20 protein-coding genes, 1 tRNA gene and 1 pseudogene are annotated in these 17,914 nt (G+C 53.9%); 10 read left to right on the top strand and 12 right to left on the bottom strand.

Translation table 11 applies throughout. From position 1 onward, the window contains the following. The first annotated feature begins 113 nt into the window (after window positions 1-113). The 3 genes and pseudogenes from ACQE3Y_RS14405 to ACQE3Y_RS14395 all read left to right on the top strand — a co-directional run bounded on the left by ACQE3Y_RS14405 (window position 114) and on the right by ACQE3Y_RS14395 (window position 1,112). Complete coding sequence (locus ACQE3Y_RS14405) at window positions 114-401, top strand: hypothetical protein (protein WP_426973469.1); 288 nt, start codon at window positions 114-116, stop codon at window positions 399-401. A gap of 5 nt (window positions 402-406) precedes the next feature. Beyond that, window positions 407-511: pseudogene (locus ACQE3Y_RS14400) on the top strand (hypothetical protein); the annotation flags it as partial. Window positions 512-902: 391 nt separating this feature from the next. Continuing rightward, complete coding sequence (locus ACQE3Y_RS14395) at window positions 903-1,112, top strand: hypothetical protein (RefSeq protein ID WP_426973467.1); 210 nt, start codon at window positions 903-905, stop codon at window positions 1,110-1,112. Window positions 1,113-1,426: 314 nt separating this feature from the next. Here ACQE3Y_RS14395 and tsaD read toward each other — a convergent pair whose 3' ends face one another. Next, window positions 1,427-2,443, bottom strand: coding sequence for a tRNA (adenosine(37)-N6)-threonylcarbamoyltransferase complex transferase subunit TsaD (gene tsaD / locus ACQE3Y_RS14390; protein ID WP_426981956.1), 1,017 nt, complete (start codon window positions 2,441-2,443; stop codon window positions 1,427-1,429). Window positions 2,444-2,744: 301 nt separating this feature from the next. Here tsaD and rpsU point away from each other — a divergent pair, with 301 nt between their 5' ends. The 3 genes from rpsU (at window position 2,745) to rpoD (ending at window position 6,953) form a co-directional block, all read left to right on the top strand. After that, window positions 2,745-2,960, top strand: coding sequence for a 30S ribosomal protein S21 (gene rpsU, locus ACQE3Y_RS14385; protein WP_001144069.1), 216 nt, complete (start codon window positions 2,745-2,747; stop codon window positions 2,958-2,960). Between the two features lie 121 nt (window positions 2,961-3,081). Then, a complete protein-coding gene (dnaG, locus tag ACQE3Y_RS14380) occupies window positions 3,082-4,827 on the top strand; it encodes a DNA primase (RefSeq protein WP_426981955.1) in 1,746 nt (581 codons plus the stop codon). A 278-nt stretch (window positions 4,828-5,105) separates the two neighbouring features. Continuing rightward, a complete protein-coding gene (gene rpoD, locus ACQE3Y_RS14375; RefSeq protein WP_426981954.1) occupies window positions 5,106-6,953 on the top strand; it encodes an RNA polymerase sigma factor RpoD in 1,848 nt (615 codons plus the stop codon). Between the two features lie 132 nt (window positions 6,954-7,085). Here rpoD and mug read toward each other — a convergent pair whose 3' ends face one another. Next, window positions 7,086-7,604: a G/U mismatch-specific DNA glycosylase gene (gene mug, locus ACQE3Y_RS14370; RefSeq protein ID WP_426973452.1), complete on the bottom strand. Its 519-nt coding sequence runs from the start codon at window positions 7,602-7,604 to the stop codon at window positions 7,086-7,088. Between the two features lie 213 nt (window positions 7,605-7,817). Here mug and ACQE3Y_RS14365 point away from each other — a divergent pair. Both ACQE3Y_RS14365 and ACQE3Y_RS14360 read left to right on the top strand, forming a co-directional pair. Further along, a tRNA-Ile gene (locus tag ACQE3Y_RS14365) sits at window positions 7,818-7,893 on the top strand. A 125-nt stretch (window positions 7,894-8,018) separates the two neighbouring features. Next, window positions 8,019-8,393, top strand: a complete 375-nt coding sequence (locus ACQE3Y_RS14360; RefSeq protein ID WP_426981953.1) for a hypothetical protein — start codon at window positions 8,019-8,021, stop codon at window positions 8,391-8,393. 29 nt (window positions 8,394-8,422) lie between these two features. Here the strand turns inward: ACQE3Y_RS14360 and ACQE3Y_RS14355 are convergent, their stop codons facing one another. The 9 genes from ACQE3Y_RS14355 to ACQE3Y_RS14315 all read right to left on the bottom strand — a co-directional run bounded on the left by ACQE3Y_RS14355 (window position 8,423) and on the right by ACQE3Y_RS14315 (window position 15,799). After that, window positions 8,423-8,641, bottom strand: coding sequence for an ogr/Delta-like zinc finger family protein (locus ACQE3Y_RS14355; RefSeq protein ID WP_426981952.1), 219 nt, complete (start codon window positions 8,639-8,641; stop codon window positions 8,423-8,425). Between the two features lie 63 nt (window positions 8,642-8,704). Continuing rightward, window positions 8,705-9,802, bottom strand: a complete 1,098-nt coding sequence (locus tag ACQE3Y_RS14350; RefSeq protein ID WP_426981951.1) for a phage late control D family protein — start codon at window positions 9,800-9,802, stop codon at window positions 8,705-8,707. Next, a complete protein-coding gene (locus tag ACQE3Y_RS14345) occupies window positions 9,799-10,284 on the bottom strand; it encodes a phage tail protein (protein WP_426981950.1) in 486 nt (161 codons plus the stop codon). The genes ACQE3Y_RS14350 and ACQE3Y_RS14345 overlap by 4 nt, the downstream gene beginning before the upstream one ends. Beyond that, entirely contained in the window at window positions 10,281-12,920 is a 2,640-nt protein-coding gene (locus tag ACQE3Y_RS14340; RefSeq protein ID WP_426981949.1) for a phage tail tape measure protein, read from the bottom strand. The genes ACQE3Y_RS14345 and ACQE3Y_RS14340 overlap by 4 nt, the downstream gene beginning before the upstream one ends. Then, entirely contained in the window at window positions 12,913-13,035 is a 123-nt protein-coding gene (locus ACQE3Y_RS14335; protein ID WP_084971544.1) for a GpE family phage tail protein, read from the bottom strand. The genes ACQE3Y_RS14340 and ACQE3Y_RS14335 overlap by 8 nt, the downstream gene beginning before the upstream one ends. 14 nt (window positions 13,036-13,049) lie before the next feature. Next, window positions 13,050-13,373 carry a phage tail assembly protein gene (locus ACQE3Y_RS14330; protein ID WP_426981948.1) on the bottom strand — a complete coding sequence of 108 codons (324 nt, stop codon included), beginning with the start codon at window positions 13,371-13,373 and terminating at the stop codon, window positions 13,050-13,052. Between the two features lie 56 nt (window positions 13,374-13,429). Continuing rightward, complete coding sequence (locus ACQE3Y_RS14325; protein ID WP_426981947.1) at window positions 13,430-13,945, bottom strand: phage major tail tube protein; 516 nt, start codon at window positions 13,943-13,945, stop codon at window positions 13,430-13,432. A 12-nt stretch (window positions 13,946-13,957) separates the two neighbouring features. Beyond that, window positions 13,958-15,130, bottom strand: coding sequence for a phage tail sheath protein (locus tag ACQE3Y_RS14320; RefSeq protein WP_426981946.1), 1,173 nt, complete (start codon window positions 15,128-15,130; stop codon window positions 13,958-13,960). 36 nt (window positions 15,131-15,166) lie between these two features. Beyond that, on the bottom strand, window positions 15,167-15,799 hold the full coding sequence (locus ACQE3Y_RS14315) for a recombinase family protein (RefSeq protein ID WP_426981945.1): 633 nt from the start codon (window positions 15,797-15,799) through the stop codon (window positions 15,167-15,169). A 271-nt stretch (window positions 15,800-16,070) separates the two neighbouring features. Between ACQE3Y_RS14315 and ACQE3Y_RS14310 the strand changes: the two genes are divergently transcribed. Then, the gene (locus ACQE3Y_RS14310) at window positions 16,071-16,559 is read left to right on the top strand and encodes a DinB family protein (protein ID WP_250650638.1); all 489 of its coding nucleotides are present in this window, start codon (window positions 16,071-16,073) and stop codon (window positions 16,557-16,559) included. 132 nt (window positions 16,560-16,691) lie between these two features. Here the strand turns inward: ACQE3Y_RS14310 and ACQE3Y_RS14305 are convergent, their stop codons facing one another. After that, window positions 16,692-17,204: a GrpB family protein gene (locus tag ACQE3Y_RS14305; protein WP_426982043.1), complete on the bottom strand. Its 513-nt coding sequence runs from the start codon at window positions 17,202-17,204 to the stop codon at window positions 16,692-16,694. Between the two features lie 110 nt (window positions 17,205-17,314). Here ACQE3Y_RS14305 and ACQE3Y_RS14300 point away from each other — a divergent pair, with 110 nt between their 5' ends. After that, entirely contained in the window at window positions 17,315-17,626 is a 312-nt protein-coding gene (locus ACQE3Y_RS14300) for a hypothetical protein (protein ID WP_250650640.1), read from the top strand. The last annotated feature ends 288 nt before the right edge of the window (window positions 17,627-17,914 follow it).

Raw genomic sequence — 17,914 nt, 5'->3', positions numbered from 1 at the left:
GTGCTCGGGGTTAACCACCATTGTGCTATTCATCAATTTTTTATAACATCACGTGGCAATTTATTGCTTCCACTCGTGGGAAAATACTCTGCAAAATATTAAAGGATTAACTAATGAGAGAGTTAACGCAAGTTGAATATAGTGCGATAAGCGGTGCAGGCTATATTTCTCAAATCGGCGGTTCGATTGGCAACTTTATTGGCGAGGCGATCTACTCCTTTTTACCGGAACTACCGGTGCAGTTACCGATTATCGGTAAGCTTAATTTTAAAGAATACTTTCCTGAACTCGGTGGTAATGTGGGTAAAAACCTGGGAAAACAAATTGGCAACGGCATTGAAAATGTACTCAGTAGAATTCCGGTGATCGGTGGCATCTTGGGTAAAGTGCTCGGCAATTAATCCGTATGCTGGACGGAGCGTCTCTTATATTGGTTTGCCGACTCGCTGGCCTTCCCGCTCCGCGACATAACGGCTCAGGAAATCCCAACGCCACTAATATTCAGCAGCTGTGGCGTGGGCAAAAGACGAACATCTGGAAGAGAAAGCATAAATCACGAAGTTAATTTTACCTTCTGGCATATGTCATTTCAGTTGGCAGATAAGTTGGCCGGAAATCTGCACCAGGCCACGATCAATTAACGTATAAAATATCTTCTGAATTTTATTAATCAGCTTCAACCGGTAACTGGAAAAGGATAAAAAACACAAAGGAAACTAGTTATTTCTCATAAGATCAGGCTATTAGATTGACGTTTAATTTATTTTCGTTTTAAAGTAGGATTATACAATGGCAAAATCGAGCAACGTGAGCGCGCTACGTCGCATCCCTGTTCTACCGTTCATTGTATAAAGTAACCTTGCTTTATAAGCAATTCACTACCATTTTATAAGGGACTTAAAATGAGAAATCTTACTATACGTGAAATCAACCATGTCAGCGGCGGTCTTTACTTGGGCGAAGATGGAGAATTACATAATGCAGTACCTGAATGGCAACAAGTTTTAGATAACGTTAAAAACGCAGTTTATCAATTTCTAAACCCAATAGCTAAATTGTTTGGCGTCGAACTGACACATCCTGGCTACATGGTAGGCATCGGCAAACCTTAAAGCCAACGTATTGGTATTTTTTACACGGCCTCGTTTATTACCACTATATACGAGGCCGATACGGTTATATATTCCATCCTTTAAAAAGATGGTTAGAACAGAAATTAATCGGACTGACGCCGACAACTGATTAAATCAAGCGATACGAATGGTCACTCGTCTGATATTACTAAGCAACGTTATGAGAAAATGGCCTTGTTAACCGGAGCGACTTATACGCTCCGGTAATCGAACCAGCACTAATAAACGCTTACTTTCCTGAATCAGCCAGCCCTCTAGATCAAAATGACTCCGTCGTGACAGAAACACTCTTCTCAGGCAATGGCCGGCAGCTCAGCCAGCGGCCAGCGAGGGCGCACGCTAACGCCAAGCTCTCCGCGCGTTCCCCCTTTTAAACGCACCATACCGGCATAGGCGATCATCGCCCCGTTATCGGTACAAAACTCAGGTCGCGCATAAAACACTTCGCCGCCACGCGCCTGCATCACTTCAGCCAGCTTCGCACGCAGCGTACGGTTAGCACTGACGCCGCCAGCCATGACCAGACGCTTAAATCCGGTTTGATCCAGGGCCCGCTTGCATTTAATCGCCAGCGTATCAACCACCGCATCCTCAAAAGCGCGCGCAATATCAGCCTGCGTCTGCGCATCATTGCTGTTTTCACGGATGGTGTTCGCTGCAAAGGTTTTTAAACCTGAAAAGCTAAAATCCAGCCCGGGGCGATCGGTCATGGGACGCGGGAAGGTGAAGCGGCCAGCAATGCCCTGCTGCGCCATACGCGACAGCATCGGGCCGCCGGGATAATCCAGACCAAGCAGCTTCGCGGTTTTATCAAACGCCTCACCGGCGGCATCATCAATCGATTCGCCCAATAGCGTGTATTCACCAATGCCGGTTACGCCGATCAGCTGCGTATGGCCGCCTGAAACCAGCAGCGCAACAAAAGGAAACTCTGGCGGATTATCTTCCAGCATCGGCGCAAGCAGATGCCCTTCCATATGGTGTACCGGCACGGCAGGCACCTGCCAGGCGAACGCCAGCGAGCGGCCAATCGTTGCGCCCACTAACAGAGCCCCCACCAGACCTGGCCCGGCGGTATAGGCTACCGCATCTATATCTTTGCCCTGCAGACCGGCCTCTTTCAGCGCTGCCTGAATTAACGGCACCGTTTTACGCACATGATCGCGCGAAGCCAGTTCCGGCACCACCCCGCCATAATCGGCATGGACTTTCACCTGACTATAGAGTTGATTAGCGAGCAAACCGGCTTCATCGTCATAAATGGCAATACCGGTTTCATCACAGGATGTTTCAATACCCAGAACGCGCATGGTTGCTTTACCTCTCAGTTGCGGCGCGCAGTGTACCATAGCCAGCCAGCACTCCGGGGCGATTTTCTGGAACGAGCGCCGGTTTTATGAGCAGGAAATCAAAAAAGAGTAAACGCAGCTCTGTGCTATACGGTATACTCCTTCGCCTGCAAAAAACCGGCAGCCGCCTGGGGCTCTGTTGGTTTGAAAAGCGCAATGTTGCTTTACAACGCAGCCGCGATTGTTGTAAAATTCCGCACCATTTTGAAATGAGCTGACGCTGACGTCAGCAAAAGACCGAATTTATCGAGGTGAGAGTTACATGCCGGTAATTAAAGTACGTGAAAACGAGCCGTTCGACGTAGCACTGCGTCGCTTCAAGCGTTCCTGCGAGAAAGCAGGCGTTCTGGCTGAAGTTCGTCGTCGTGAGTTTTATGAAAAACCGACTACTGAACGTAAGCGCGCTAAAGCGTCTGCTGTTAAGCGTCATGCCAAGAAACTGGCTCGCGAAAACGCACGCCGCACTCGTCTGTACTAATTTCCTTCGGAGGCTTCGCGCTTCCACCGCGTGTTAAACGCAGACAGAGTCAAGTTAGAGGCCGTGCTTTCCGGAAGGAAGCGCGGCTTATTTTCGTTTATGAGCGAAGAAAACGGGGCTTATGGCCGGACGAATTCCACGCGTTTTTATTAATGACTTACTTGCCCGCACGGACATTGTGGATCTTATTGATGCCCGCGTTAAGTTGAAAAAACAGGGTAAGAATTTCCATGCGTGCTGTCCTTTCCATAACGAAAAAACCCCTTCTTTCACCGTAAACGGTGAGAAACAATTTTATCACTGCTTTGGCTGTGGCGCCCACGGCAACGCTATCGATTTCCTGATGAATTACGATCGTCTGGAATTTGTCGAAAGCATTGAAGAGTTGGCGACGCAACATGGACTGGAAGTGCCCTATGAAGCGGGCAGCGGTCCCAGTCAGCTGGAACGTCATCAGCGCCAAAGTTTATATCAGCTCATGACGGGTCTGGCCGAATTCTACCAACAGGCGCTAACTCAGCCACAGGCAGTCGCAGCACGCACGTATCTCAATCAGCGCGGATTAAGCGATGAGGTTATTGCGCATTTTGCTATCGGTTTCGCACCGCCCGGCTGGGATAATGCCCTGAAGCGCTTTGGCCGCAATCCTGACGATCGTCAGTCGTTGACGGATGCAGGCATGCTGGTCACTAACGATCAGGGTCGCAGCTACGATCGCTTCCGCGATCGCGTGATGTTTCCCATCCGCGATAAACGTGGCCGCGTTATCGGTTTCGGCGGACGTGTGTTAGGTGACGGCACGCCAAAGTATCTGAACTCGCCGGAAACCGATATTTTTCATAAGGGCCGCCAGCTGTATGGCCTGTATGAAGCGCAAAGACAGCATCCTGAACCGGCAAAGCTGTTGGTTGTCGAAGGCTATATGGATGTGGTGGCGCTGGCGCAGTTTGGCATTGACTATGCCGTTGCCTCATTAGGCACCTCAACAACCGCGGACCATATCCAGCTGCTGTTTCGCAGTACCGATACCGTGGTTTGTTGCTATGACGGCGATCGAGCTGGTCGTGAAGCGGCCTGGCGCGCATTAGAAACCGCGCTGCCTTACATGAATGACGGGCGTCAGCTACGCTTTATGTTTCTGCCTGACGGTGAAGATCCCGATACGCTGATACGTAAAGAGGGCAAAGCGGCGTTTGAAGCGCGGATGGAGCAGGCCATGCCGCTCTCCAGCTTCCTGTTCGATACGTTGCTGCCGCAGGTCGATTTGAGCACCCGCGACGGTCGGACGCGTTTAAGCACTCTGGCGCTGCCATTGATTGGTCAGATCCCGGGCGAAACGCTGCGGATTTATCTGCGACAGGAGTTGGGTAACATGCTCGGCATTCTGGATGACAGCCAGCTGGAAAAGCTGCTGCCTAAACAGGCCGAAAGCAGCGCCCAGCCTGCGGCTCCACAGCTAAAACGCACAACTATGCGTATACTTGTGGGGTTGCTGGTACAGAATCCCAGGCTGGCGGCGATGGTTCCCTCGCTGCAGGGGCTGGAACAGCTCAATATGCCGGGATTATCGCTTTTTATGGAGCTGGTAAAGAGTTGCATGGCAAATCCTGGCCTGACCACTGGCCAGCTACTAGAGTTATATCGCGGAACAAATTTTAGCCAGCACCTTGAAACTCTGGCGACATGGAACCACATGATCGTTGATGAAGAAGTAGAGGCAATGTTCCAGGATTCCCTGGCAAAAATGTATGACTCTGCGCTGGAGCAGCGTCTGGAAATCCTGATCGCGCGCTCCAGAACGCATGGCCTTAGCCCTGAGGAGCGAGAAGAAGTTCGCTCATTAAGCCAGGCGCTGGCAAAAAAATAGTTAAGCGATCGCGCCAGTATTAAGAGACGTGCTGGTGCAGCCGACGCATTTCATTCTGCCCGATGCGGCGAGAATGTATTAATCAGGTCGGAATGCAAAAGGACAAGCATGACAGTCTCAACAGTAAATTCAGCGGCTTAAGTGCCGATTTATACTCAGGCAGACCCTGACAGCCGCTACGAGGGCAGCGGCAATAATCCAAACGCCCTCACTGTTATTGTTGGCTCTTATAGCCGACCCGACACCAATCAAATTAACAGAAGTGTGGATACCGTCTTATGGAGCAAAACCCGCAGTCACAGCTTAAGCTACTTGTCACCCGTGGTAAGGAGCAAGGCTATCTGACCTATGCCGAGGTCAATGACCATCTGCCGGAAGATATCGTCGACTCCGATCAGATCGAAGACATCATCCAGATGATCAACGACATGGGCATCCAGGTGGTAGAAGAAGCGCCTGATGCCGATGATCTGATGCTGAACGAAAACAGCGCCGACACGGACGAAGATGCGGCTGAAGCGGCAGCTCAAGTGTTATCCAGCGTAGAATCTGAAATCGGACGCACCACCGATCCTGTCCGCATGTATATGCGTGAAATGGGTACCGTAGAACTTCTGACGCGTGAAGGCGAAATTGACATCGCCAAACGTATTGAAGACGGTATCAACCAGGTGCAGTGTTCCGTAGCTGAATATCCGGAAGCGATCACCTATTTGCTGGAACAGTACGATCGCGTCGAAGCGGGAGAATCACGCCTCTCCGACCTGATCACTGGCTTTGTCGATCCTAACGCAGAAGAAGATCTGGCGCCTACCGCGACGCATGTTGGCTCTGAGCTGTCTGAAGAAGAGCGCGCCGATGAAGATGACGAAGATGAAGATGATGATGACAGCGACAGCAGCGATGATGACAACAGCATCGATCCTGAACTGGCGCGTGAAAAATTCATCGAGCTACGCGATCAGTATGAAGCGACGCGTCTGACCATCAAAGCGAAAGGTCGCAGCCACGCGGATGCGGTTGAAGAGATCCAGAAGCTGTCAGAAGTCTTTAAACAGTTCCGTCTGGTGCCGAAGCAGTTTGACTATCTGGTCAACAACATGCGTGAAATGATGGAGCGCGTGCGTACGCAAGAGCGCATCATCATGAAGCTGTGTGTTGAACTGTGCAAAATGCCGAAGAAAAACTTCATTACGCTGTTTACCGGTAATGAAACCAGCCCAACCTGGTTCCAGGCGGCGCTGGCGATGAACAAACCCTGGTCTGAAAAACTGCGCGACGTTGAAGACGATGTGCAGCGCAGCATGCAAAAGCTGATGCAGATTGAGGAAGAGACCGGCCTGACGATTGAGCAGGTGAAAGATATCAACCGTCGTATGTCGATCGGCGAAGCGAAAGCGCGTCGTGCGAAGAAAGAGATGGTCGAGGCTAACCTGCGTCTGGTTATCTCCATCGCTAAAAAATATACCAACCGTGGCCTGCAGTTCCTGGATCTGATTCAGGAAGGCAACATCGGCCTGATGAAAGCAGTAGATAAGTTTGAATATCGCCGTGGCTATAAGTTCTCAACTTACGCCACCTGGTGGATCCGTCAGGCAATTACCCGCTCTATCGCGGATCAGGCGCGCACCATCCGTATTCCGGTGCATATGATTGAGACCATTAACAAGCTCAACCGTATTTCTCGCCAGATGCTGCAGGAGATGGGCCGCGAACCGACGCCGGAAGAGCTGGCCGAGCGTATGCTGATGCCGGAAGATAAAATCCGTAAGGTGCTGAAAATCGCTAAAGAGCCGATCTCTATGGAGACGCCGATTGGTGATGATGAAGATTCGCATCTGGGTGATTTTATCGAAGATACCACGCTGGAGCTGCCGCTGGACTCCGCCACCTCAGAAAGCCTGCGTTCAGCAACGCATGACGTTCTGGCTGGCCTGACCGCGCGTGAAGCGAAGGTGCTGCGTATGCGTTTCGGTATCGATATGAACACTGACCACACGCTGGAAGAAGTGGGTAAACAGTTTGACGTTACCCGTGAGCGTATTCGTCAGATTGAGGCGAAAGCGCTGCGTAAGCTGCGTCATCCAAGCCGTTCTGAAGTGCTGCGTAGCTTCCTGGACGACTAAGCACGCTGATGGCAAAAAAGGCTTCCCAACGGGAGGCCTTTTTTATTGGGCGGCATTGCAGCCAGCGGGTAAACCAACGCGTTTAAACAGAGCTGACAGTGTGCCTGACGCCCTGTACCTGTCAGCATATAATTACTGCCCACGTACTGCCAGCGCTTGCTCCAGATCCTTATAGGCTTCCGTGAGTTTCTCCTGGGTTGCACGATTAAGCCCGCTGGGATTCGGTAGTACCCATATTTCTGTTTCACCCACGGTGATCTCCTGCCTGCCCCACTCTACCTTGCTTTGGCGGAACGCCTTTTTAAACGCCTCCTTGCCCAGTACCGCCAGCGCGGCAGGCTGATAGTGCTGAATTTTCTCAATCAATGATTTGCCGCCTTCCCGCAGCTCTTCCGACGAAAGCTCGCTGGCCTCTTTAGTTGGCCTTTCTACCAGCATGGTAATACCGCAGCGGGTATCCAGCAGCTTAAGCTCTTCTTCCGGTTTTAACTGACGCTCGGTAAAACCGGCCAGCCAGAGCGTTTTCCAGAAACGGTTACCGGGATAAGCAAAGTGATAACCGGTATGAGCCGAAGATTTACCTGGATTGATGCCGCAGAAGACCACCCGCAGGCCGGGCGCAATAATATCGGTAATGGTGTGTTCACTCATCCCTGCTCTCCTGTAGTTCATGAGTACCCGCTTATTGTGGCTCATTATTATCAACAAGGCCTGTAACAGGTACTCTTTTGCGACGCATCTTGTAGCATCATTGACAAGAGAAGAAATGAAGATATTTCAATCGATTGAATTGCTGCAAAAAGCGCCAACCGGTTAGCGATTGCTGGATTGCCCCGCCAAGTTCCTTTATAATCCCGCTCCACAGGCCCCTTAGCTCAGTGGTTAGAGCAGGCGACTCATAATCGCTTGGTCGCTGGTTCAAGTCCAGCAGGGGCCACCAAATTTTAGCTGTTAAATCAGCTAGTTAAGCCACCTCGCAAGGGTGGCTTTTTTGTTGTCTCGGCAGTCATTGGCAGCAAAATGGCAGCAGAAATTTTGCATGGATCTTCGATAGAGGCCCTTTTCATGAAGAAAACTCTCTTTGCACTTTCACTTCTGATGACATTTAACGTCTTTGCTGAAGAAATTCCTCAGCCCATTTTAGAAGTGATGAACGTCTATCAGCATGGTTCTTTCGGTCTTGATGAGGGCGTTCTGTCGATGGCAGTTAAGAAGCCCAGCGTAAACGAAGATATGGCCGTACTATTTTTTCGGGGCATATGCGACACGCAATACGTTGGCAAGACGTGGAATCCCGCCCTGATAAAAAAGGTAGTGATGTTAAATGCGTCAAGTGATCAGCAGATAACGCTTAACGGCGGCGGCCAGGAATGCAAAAAGTTAGGTCCTATGAATATGGATGAGTCAGATAAATACATAAAATCGCTTATTCAAAAATAAAACCCGCCTGAGCGGGTTCTGATGAAAGGCTATAACCAAAGCGTGCCCTGTGGCGATCGGTCCGGATGCGGGGGAACAGGCTTCACTGTACCGGGTTTCGAGATAATTTCAGCGACAGTTTCGTGAGATTTGAAAGTACAGCTGCAATTAATATTCTGGCACTGGTTATAGCGTTCCTTCGTTGTCTTTGAAACCTGAAAACTACTGCGAGTATGTGCTGCGCTTCCACACAGCGGGCAATTCATCATAGCGGCGCACTCCATTCCCATTTGAGATGAATAATACACAAAACAATCATATTGAGATAGTAATCATCTCATTTCGAGAATATCAATCTTCACTTCCAGATCCAGACTGGTTGTAAAACCGCCGTCACTGCTCAGGCTGTGCGTCAGCGTGGTGATAATCCAGCTACTGCCGTCTACCTGCTTTTTGAAGCCGCTGACTTTCACCGGCATTTCCGTGTAGAGATCCGCCCGCCCCCGCGCCAGCTGAATGGAGAATGTCGCCACACCGCGCTGCAGTCGCTCCCACTGCATTTTAGCCGCCCGCTCTGCATTGCTGCGGTTAGCATAGGTCCGGCTCAGTACCAGCACGTTTTCATCCGTGCCTATCAGGTAATCGCCCTGTTTCGCTTCCGGCTCCTTATTCTTCGTGATGCTTTTCCGCCTGCGTTTAACTTTTGCGGTTTCCTTTTTGGCCGGTTCGCGGGTGTGCAGCCAGCTGGCAATCACGCCGGTGTAAGCGTCACGGTCCGCCAGGGTAAAGCGGTGACTGTCACCCGCCGAGCGGGTCAGCGTGACAGCCGGCAGAGCCTTGCCGCTGGCGGTTTTACCCTGTCCCTGCCGGATAAACAGCAATTTTCCGTTCTTCACGCAGGCCAGCGCCCCGCACTGGCGCGCCAGGCGCATCAGAAAACTGGCATCTGACTCGTTGGTCTGGTCCAGGTGATCGACCGCCATCTTTGCCATATCCTCACCCAGCGCCGGGTCCAGCTTGTGCCTGGCGGCAATCTCTTTCACCATGTCGCCCACGGTGGTTTTATGCCATGACTTTTCGCGCCGGGTATTGAGTGTTTCGCGGAAATCGGCACTGCGGGCGCGCAGCACCAGCTTGTCCGGTGCGCCGGTGTGTTCGATTTCGTCCACGGTGTAGGAACCTTTTGAAATCAGCGGCTCGCCCTGCCAGCCCAGCGCCAGATTAAGCTGAACGCCCCGGCGCGGCAGCTGCAGCTGGCCGTCCGCGTCGTCCAGCTCGATGTCCAGCTGGTCCGCCTCAAAGCCACGGTTATCGGTAAGCGTCAGGCTAATCAGTCGCTTTTCGATGCGCTGCGTGATGTCGGCGCCGTCCATCGTCAGGCGAAAGGCGGGCGCGCTGGCCGTGCCGGTTATCCATTGTATTGCGCTCACTGGAACAGCCCTCCCACGGCGGCAGCCGCTTTTCCTGCTGCGCCGGTCGCGGCTTTTTGCATGGCTGCCAGCTGGTCACTCAGGCTGCCGAACATCTCGCCCAGCGACTCGTCCACCCGTTTCAGCGTCAGCGTGAACTCGATGCGTCGGCACGCGCCGTTACTGAAAAATTCTGCCCGCGTCTGGTTCAGGCTCTCGATCACGAACATACCGAAGATGGTGCCGCTGCCCTCAATCAGCGGCCACGCCTTGCCCAGCTCCGCCATCTGCTCCAGCACAAACAGCGACAGCCTGCCGCCGGTAATTTCCGGCAGCAGCGTGCCGGTCAGCGTCAGCGTGTCGGTGTCAGGCCCCAGAAACTGCGCGGACGGCCGCAGCCCCACGCGGCTGTTGGTGGGAAAGCGCCAGCTGCGCTGATACTGCAGCTCCTGATACGGCACCGTTTTCAGCATGAAAACAAACAAACCCAGCGTCATCATCATTCGTCAAATCCTCCCCGGTCACGGTAACTGCTGCGGGCGCGGGCCTGCGCCTGCCGCTCTTTTGCCTCCAGCTGGCGCATCACCTCCGCCACCACGTCCTGTGCGCTCTGCCCTGGCTGCTGCACAATGGTAATCGGGGCGTGAATGGTCACGGCGGGCGCCGGGCTGCTTCCGGCATTGACTGCTTTTACCGTTGCCCCGGACTTTACCGGCAGGCTCATCGGATGCAGCGGGCGTGCGGTTGCAGGCGTGGCAGCAGCGCCCATAGCCAGCGCCGCCGTGGCGGCCAGCGCGGCGGTGCGCCTGCGACTGGTAATGCGGGCGGGACCGTTTACCAGCTCCGGGCCGTTTTCACCCACAATGCCGAACTGCCCGGACGGGATAAACCCGCCGTTGTCAAACAGCCCGGCAAAGCCTGTTTTCTTCGGTGCCGCAGGCTTGCCCGCAGGGCCGTTGCCGCCTGCGGTATCCGGCTTCATCCAGTCCGGCAGGTAGCTGTTCAGCGACGTCAGCTTACTTTTCAGCGCCTCCCATTTCTGACTGATGCCCGCCATCAGGCCGTCAATCATCTGCGCCCCGGCCTCCTGAAAACGGGCCGGCAGTGCTTGCACGCCTGCCACGATTTCATTCCACTTTGTACTGATGTACGTGGTGATCGCATTCCATGCGCCGCTTACGCCGCCCCGGATGGTGGCCCAGAGCGCAGCGAATTTTGGGCCCAGCGTCTCCCAGTTCTGCCAGATATACAGCGCTGCCATCGCAATCAGCCCCACCACGGCCAGAATCGGGTTTGCCAGCATCAGCCGCCCCAGCCACAGCACGCCCTTGCCCACGATGCCCAGCGCATTACGGATAAGCCCGAAAGCGCCGGGCACCTTCAGCCCCAGCATACTGAAGCTCAGGCGCATCAGGGCCAGCGGGCCGAGAATGGACGCCGCTGCCAGCGACAGCGCCCCGATGGCCGTCATGGCAATGGCAAACCCGGCGGCCATTTTGAACAGCGCGGCGGTCAGCTGCGGATGCGCCTTTACAAAATTTCCCAGCGCCGAGGCCAGATCGCCCAGCCAGTCGGCCATCTCCTTCAGCACTGGCGCAACGGTTTCACCGATGGCAGCCATTGCGTTGGTGAATGAACCGCTGGCAGCGTCCCATTTGTTGCCAAGTGTGTTCAGTGACGCGTCCACACGCTCACGCAGGGATGCCTGATTTTCCAGTTTGGCCGCCGTTTCCTTATAGCCTGCCAGTCCTTTGGTGATCATGTTGTTCAGGACCTGCAGGGTTTCCGCATCATCACCAAACATATCCTTCAGGGTCCGCAGGCGCTTCTCCGTACTCAGCGTTTTCAGCTGGTCCAGCTGCGCATACATCTTTTCAATCCCGGCAAATTCCCCCTTACCGTTGGTAAAATCGAACTTCACGCCGGTGCCCTTCAGATCCTTGTTCACGCTGCTGATTTTCTTACTGTCCATCATGGCCTGCAGCACCTTGCGGTAGGCGTTCCCCGCCGAGCCGCCGTCCATACCCTGCTGGTCCGCCATAACCAGCAGCGGCGCAAAGGCTTTCGCCGCATCCAGCCCCTTCATCTTGATAATGTCCATGGCGCTGCCAATTTTGGCGTAGCCCTGCAGCATGTTTTCCGAATCCACCCCGGCGTAGAAGCCTTTCTGGATGATGTCGGTCAGTGCCATCATGTCTTTTTCCGAGGTCTGCGTGGCATCCTGCAGCTTGGCGGCAAACTCCGCCGCCTCCGTGGGCGCCATCTTCAGCTGCACGCCCAGATAGGCGGTGGCTTCACCCAGCCCGCCCAGGATGGACTGCGCGGACATTCCCTGACGGCGCAGCATGGTCATCATGTTCTGGAAGTCCGCCGTGGTGCCGGGCAGCTTGTCGCCCAGGCTGACGGCCAGCCGGTTTATTTTTTCAAACTCCGGTGAGACCTTCGCCCCCGGCCCCATCATAGAGGCGGCCAGCTGCGTGGCGGCGTCCTCCGACTGTGCGTAGGCGCTGACCGGCGCCATCATCGTCATGCCCGCAGCCACACCGGACGCCACCATACCGGCGCCGTTCCCGGCCAGGTTATTGCGCAGTTCCTGCGTTTTCTCCCGGCGCGCCCGGATGGCGTTCAGTTTCTGCTGCCGTTCGCCCAGCTTTTTCAGCGCCGCCTGCTGGCGTTCAAGGGCGCCGCTGGCGGCTTCCGCGTCGGTTTTCAGGCGGCGCTGCGCGGCGCTCAGCTGTTTTGTATCGATACCGGCGGCGTTCAGCGCCTCACGCTGGCGCTGCACGGACAGGCGCAGCCCGTTATATTTCTGCTGCAGTTCGCTGGCGCGGTTTTTGGCCTGCTCCAGAAGCCGGGCCTGCTGTGCAGTGGGGCGGTTGGTGGCGGCAAACTGCGTTGCCAGCGCCGCCGCCTCCTGCCGGGCACCGGCCAGATTCTTTTCGGTGATGGCAAGCTGCGATCGGGTTTTGCGGAACCCGTCGATTTTTCCGGCCTGCTCGTTCAGGGATTTCAGGGTGTCTTTACTGGCTTTCAGCGCGGCGGCCAGCTCCTTGGAACCGGCCTGCGCGTTTCGGAAAGGACGGGTGATTTTATCCACCGCGTTTAAAACCACCTGCAGCCGCAGGTTTGTGTTACTCATCGTCACCGGCTCCGCTTCGCAGTATCGCTTTATGCCGCCACTCCAGCACTTCGGTAAGCGGCATCACGTCAGTGACGGACGGCGGCCAGTGAAAAATGGTGGCGATGTCCGCCACCAGGTCATCCACCGTCAGTTCGTCGGGAAATCCGACAGCACCGACTTCGGCAACAAAAAAGTGACCACCTCCACCGACAGCGAAAGCAGGTCGGCAGGGTCCATTTCGGCAATCTCATGCGGCTGCAGCGCGGGCTGGCTGATGCGCGGGATAACCGTCATCATGGCGTTCACGTCCATATCCATCAGCGCCTGCAGGCGGGTGCCACGCAGCGCGCCGGACTGCGGCTTGCGCAGGGTCACGCTGGTGATCTGCTCCTTGCCGCGCGTCACTGGCGTGTCCAGGGTGATGATTTTCTGCTGCGGCTGCGGTACGGCGTCATTTTTAATCTCAGTCATCGTTTTACGTCCTGAAAAAAAGTTGTTCAGCGGCAGGGCTTTCCCTGCCGGGGGTATCAGAGGCCAAGGGCGCTTTTGTGTTTTTCCATCAGGTCCGTGCCGCCCACGATTTCGACCATGTTCACCAGGTCAACCTCGTACAGCACCTCGCCGTTAATGGTCAGCTTCGCGTAGCTGTTGGTGCCGGACACTTTGGTGCTGTTGCTCTCACCGGTTTTCCACTCGCCGGAGTCCACTTCCTTATGGCGACCGCGCACGACCAGCTCCACCGCCTGCACCTCGCCGGTGCTGTCCGTCTGGATGGAGCCGGTAAAGCGCAGCTGAATGGCGTCCGCTTTGACTGCGCCCATCTGCTTAAACAGCAGCAGCTCCGTGCCGCCGATGGAAAATTCGGTGTCCAGCGCGCCGTCATCCAGCCCCATATCAATGTCCACCGCGCCCGGCATCCCGCCGCCACGGTATTTTTCAAACTTGCGGGTAAACTTCGGCAGGGTCAGCGACTCCACGATACCCATCCAGTTGTTCCCGTCGTTAAACAGGTTCAGGTGCTTCAGCTTGCGGGGTAATGCCATCTGTTTTTCTCCTTACGCGCTGACCTGGCTGGCAAAATTCACCAGATACTGGTCCGTGATGCGCTGGCGCAGCATCAGGTTTTCCAGCGGCGGCACCGGCGTGTAGTCATAATCAATGGTGAGTTTGCCCGCCTTGAGCGTGTCCTTGTCGTTCACGCTCTCATCCAGCCAGCAGTCGGCGCCGATGAGATAGCCCTGGCTGACCAGGCTGCGCAGTTTGGCGCGAATGCTTTCAATGATGTCGCGGGCCAGCGACGGGTTCAGGGCGCCGTCCACCGCCCACATCTGCGCCTCTGCCATCGTGTCCATCAGCACCTGCGCGGTACGGGTGTAGTTCTCAAACGCAAACAGCGGATCGTCGCTCAGGCAGCGGGAACCCCAGAAGCGGAAGCCGTCCTGGCGGATCAGCGTGGTGACGTCGTTCTGGTTCAGCAGACCCGCATCGGTTGCCGGATCCTGCAGGTCCCAGAAGACGTCTGCAGAAATGCCGGTGACGCCGTTCACGCCCACGTTGGACAGGGTTTTGTGCCAGCCAGTCTGCTGGTCGATCCTGGCGCGCAGGCCCAGCGCACGGGCGGTGGCATAGGCCGTGGCGTCCGCGTTCAGCACGGTGTCAAAGTTGATGAAATCCGGCCAGATAAGCATCCCTTCGCGCTGGCTGAAGTTGGCGCGGTACGCGATCGCCTCCTCCACGGTCTTGCAGCCGTAAGCGGACAGGTAGGCAAAGCCGCGCAGGCTCTGCGCCACGCTCAGCAGTTCCGTTGCCACCGCCTGCGTGTCGTGTCCGGGCACGCCGAGGATGCGCGGCTTAACGCCGCATTTGGCCTGTGCGGTCAGCAGCGCTTTCATGCCGGTGCGTTTGCCGTCTGCGGTCACGCCGCCGATAATGTTGGACGTGGTTTCCGCTTCGGTTTCGCCCTGCGCCACGCGCACAACCACGGTAACGGGTTTGGCCTGGTCACCGATCGCATCAAGCGAACGCGCCAGCGTGCCGGACTCCCCGGCTTTGCCGCTGGCGGTCAGCACGTCTGTGAGTAAAACGGGGGTATTCAGCGGGAAGGTTGCCGCGTCGGCATCGTCTGCGGTACAGACCATGCCCACAATCGCGGTGCTTATCGTTGAAATGGTGCGGGTGCCTTCGTTAATTTCCGTAACGCGCACGCCGTGATGATAATCGTCTGCCATGTAGCAAATCTCCGGTTAAGGGGTTTTGCTATGGTGTTATGTGGCTCCGATGGATTCACGTTCTTGCTGTTGTATGAGGTCTGACACAACGGAAGACTGGCTTTTTTTCAGCGCCTTTTGCTCAGCTGCCGGGATGTAGCGATACAGTGTCTTAACTGAAACATCCAGAACCAGCGCCACCTGATGCAGGGTCGCACCGTTACGTAACATCCGCCTGGCTCTTTCGGTCACATCTTCTGTCATTATCCTGCGGCGCCCGCCTATGCGGCCTTTCTCACGCGCCGCCGCCAGCCCGGCGCGGGTACGCTCCACAATCAGCTCGCGCTCCATTTCCGCCAGAGCGCCCATCACATGAAAGAAAAAACGGCCCATCGGTGTGCTGGTATCAATACTGTCGGTCAGGCTGCGGAAGTTTATTCCTTTTTCGCGCAGTTCCTCAGTCAGCATAACCAGATGGCGCATGCTGCGGCCAAGACGATCCAGCTTCCACACCACCAGTGTGTCGCCCTCCTGCAGACAGCGCAGCGCCTTTTTCAGTCCTGGTCTGTCTGACTTTTTTCCGCTTATTCTGTCTTCAAAAATCAGTTCACAATTTGCACTTTGCAGCGCGTTACGCTGCAAATCGGTGTTCTGGTCATTTGTTGACACCCTGATGTAGCCAATCAGCACAGTAAACCTCGCATAAATGGCGTGGAGTGTGCCAGCCTGGCGCTTTTCAGTGCCAGGGATTTCTTTTTGTTTTGGGTTGGTACGTCGAAAGGAGCCAAATCCAGCAGGCTACAGCCGTGAGAATGATAGAGATCTTGCCACTAAAATGTGTCTGCTTTGAGCGAAAAGCGGACCTTGTTCACGCTTATGCTTATGCCTTAGAGGATGAAAGTCTGCTACAAAATGTGCATTATTGATATGCAATCGGGACAGGCAAATCAGGAGAAAATTCATGGACAAGAGCACACTAGTTACACTCTTAAAATTCAAGCGTTGGATTGATGCCGAAACTCTAAAAACAATTAAAGGCATCAGCGAATCTGCTTATGCAGAAAAACGTCATCTGATGCTAAGACTGATGAACCATATTCATGTGGTAGACATGATTTTTAGAGCCAATATTTCGGGACAGCAGCATGGTTATACTGCCCTGAATACCCCTGAAACACCCTCTGTAGATGAGCTTGAGGTCAAAATGGACGTCTGTACAAACTGGTATATCCAGCGAGTCAGCTCAATGGCTCCAGCCGATTTAGAAGAAACTATTAAGTTCAGTTTCGTCGATGGTGGTGAGGGAAAAATGACTGCCACAGATATGCTAAATCATATGCTTTTTCATGGAACCTACCACCGTGGGGCAGTAGGCTGGTTAATTTCTGAGTGCGGAGGTGTTCCTCCGAAAGATGTGCTGACAGTTTTTCTGAGGGATCATAATCACTGACAGGTAGTTCTTCTGCTAATTACCTATCCAGCGGCTTCGATAGCCGCTTTGAGCAAAAAGCAGATGTTTAGCTCATGGCGTTTGAGTATGTCCATTACATCGAACATAACATCCCGGCAACGGAATCTATCTCTAACGTTCCTGGGCATTCAGCGCCAGCCGTAGGTGATGCTCTATAAAGTTCGCTTTAAGCGCGCTATAGCGATGAACATCGTTTTTACTGAGTAATGCTGCCGAGAGTTTTATCTCAGCATACTCCCCAGCAATAACTCTGTTTTTTCTTAGGTAATCACGGAAAGCAAGATGTCTTACTACCTGCATGTCTCCAACAGCAAATGCGTGCACTTGATGACTACGCTGATCACCGCCCTTAATGAAATATCTTCGCCCCGAAATCCCGTTCTCACCGCGAGCAACATACCCGGCGCGGGTCATTGCAGAGTTGTATGTATCCAGTTCATTGATGTCGGAGACTTCCAGCAGTATGTCAATTACGGGCTTTGCTGAAAGACCCGGCACAGATGTACTGCCAATATGATGGATACTTTTAGCTACTCCACCGAGCAATGTCTTTATCAGTAAACTTTCAGCTTCAAACATCTCAGGCCATTTATCATCGTATGGCACAACAATAATCGTCCGCATATACACCTCTTCCTGGCTCTGAGTATTTAACATTCGATTTCGTTTACGAATCACACCTCCCTCCACACTATGTTATGTTTAAAACCTTTCCAGAACATATGGGTAGAAACATGATTGTAAGAACATGGCATGGATGCGTACCAGTCAGGCATGCAGAAGGCTTTGCAAAACATTTGCAAAAAACCGGTGTTGAACATTCAGAAAGGACACCGGGAAATATGGGGGCATATGTACGAAGAGAGACGCAGGGTGAATGGGAGCATTTCTTCCTGGCAACTTACTGGAAAGATCTTGAGGCAGTAAAAGCATTCGCAGGCGAACAGTACCAGATTGCAGTTACCTATCCGGATGACGAGCAATTTCAGTTGCTATCCGATCCTTATGTTTTCCAGCATAACGTCCAAACCGTCTCCCCTTTGTAATAATTTGCGGGCTGATGCCATGAGGCGGCGTCTTCCCCTTTGGGGGTGCCCAGTACTCATATTTTACATAGCAGTGTGGGTGCCTACAGTTGATGTGAAGGTCCGCTTCTGGCACATAGCGGACTGAGGACGCCAAGACATTGCTATTTATCTCTTTAACGTTGGTTTAAGCGAAGCGGCAAAAAGAGAGGTTGGAACAGGCAGCAATCAGATTCCTGATATGTCTGCATTCGCTTTCACGAAAGGCAATCCGCTTAGCTACCAGTTGCCGGGAGGTCTGATTCTGAA

The organism is Pantoea sp. FN0305, assembly GCF_050113845.1.
GTDB classification, from domain to species: Bacteria; Pseudomonadota; Gammaproteobacteria; order Enterobacterales; family Enterobacteriaceae; genus Mixta; species Mixta alhagi.
The sequence above is the reverse complement of the archived record's forward strand: the minus strand, read 5'-3'. Positions and strand labels throughout refer to the sequence as shown.

What these genes read in the sequence shown, in the direction of transcription:
- ACQE3Y_RS14405 (WP_426973469.1), top strand. Translation starts at nt 114, where the DNA reads ATGAGAGAGTTAACGCAAGTTGAATATAGTGCGATAAGCGGTGCAGGC.
- ACQE3Y_RS14395 (WP_426973467.1), top strand. Translation starts at nt 903, where the DNA reads ATGAGAAATCTTACTATACGTGAAATCAACCATGTCAGCGGCGGTCTT.
- tsaD (WP_426981956.1), bottom strand. Translation starts at nt 2,443, where the DNA reads ATGCGCGTTCTGGGTATTGAAACATCCTGTGATGAAACCGGTATTGCC.
- rpsU (WP_001144069.1), top strand. Translation starts at nt 2,745, where the DNA reads ATGCCGGTAATTAAAGTACGTGAAAACGAGCCGTTCGACGTAGCACTG.
- dnaG (WP_426981955.1), top strand. Translation starts at nt 3,082, where the DNA reads ATGGCCGGACGAATTCCACGCGTTTTTATTAATGACTTACTTGCCCGC.
- rpoD (WP_426981954.1), top strand. Translation starts at nt 5,106, where the DNA reads ATGGAGCAAAACCCGCAGTCACAGCTTAAGCTACTTGTCACCCGTGGT.
- mug (WP_426973452.1), bottom strand. Translation starts at nt 7,604, where the DNA reads ATGAGTGAACACACCATTACCGATATTATTGCGCCCGGCCTGCGGGTG.
- ACQE3Y_RS14360 (WP_426981953.1), top strand. Translation starts at nt 8,019, where the DNA reads ATGAAGAAAACTCTCTTTGCACTTTCACTTCTGATGACATTTAACGTC.
- ACQE3Y_RS14355 (WP_426981952.1), bottom strand. Translation starts at nt 8,641, where the DNA reads ATGATGAATTGCCCGCTGTGTGGAAGCGCAGCACATACTCGCAGTAGT.
- ACQE3Y_RS14345 (WP_426981950.1), bottom strand. Translation starts at nt 10,284, where the DNA reads ATGATGATGACGCTGGGTTTGTTTGTTTTCATGCTGAAAACGGTGCCG.
- ACQE3Y_RS14340 (WP_426981949.1), bottom strand. Translation starts at nt 12,920, where the DNA reads ATGAGTAACACAAACCTGCGGCTGCAGGTGGTTTTAAACGCGGTGGAT.
- ACQE3Y_RS14330 (WP_426981948.1), bottom strand. Translation starts at nt 13,373, where the DNA reads ATGACTGAGATTAAAAATGACGCCGTACCGCAGCCGCAGCAGAAAATC.
- ACQE3Y_RS14325 (WP_426981947.1), bottom strand. Translation starts at nt 13,945, where the DNA reads ATGGCATTACCCCGCAAGCTGAAGCACCTGAACCTGTTTAACGACGGG.
- ACQE3Y_RS14320 (WP_426981946.1), bottom strand. Translation starts at nt 15,130, where the DNA reads ATGGCAGACGATTATCATCACGGCGTGCGCGTTACGGAAATTAACGAA.
- ACQE3Y_RS14310 (WP_250650638.1), top strand. Translation starts at nt 16,071, where the DNA reads ATGGACAAGAGCACACTAGTTACACTCTTAAAATTCAAGCGTTGGATT.
- ACQE3Y_RS14305 (WP_426982043.1), bottom strand. Translation starts at nt 17,204, where the DNA reads ATGCGGACGATTATTGTTGTGCCATACGATGATAAATGGCCTGAGATG.
- ACQE3Y_RS14300 (WP_250650640.1), top strand. Translation starts at nt 17,315, where the DNA reads ATGATTGTAAGAACATGGCATGGATGCGTACCAGTCAGGCATGCAGAA.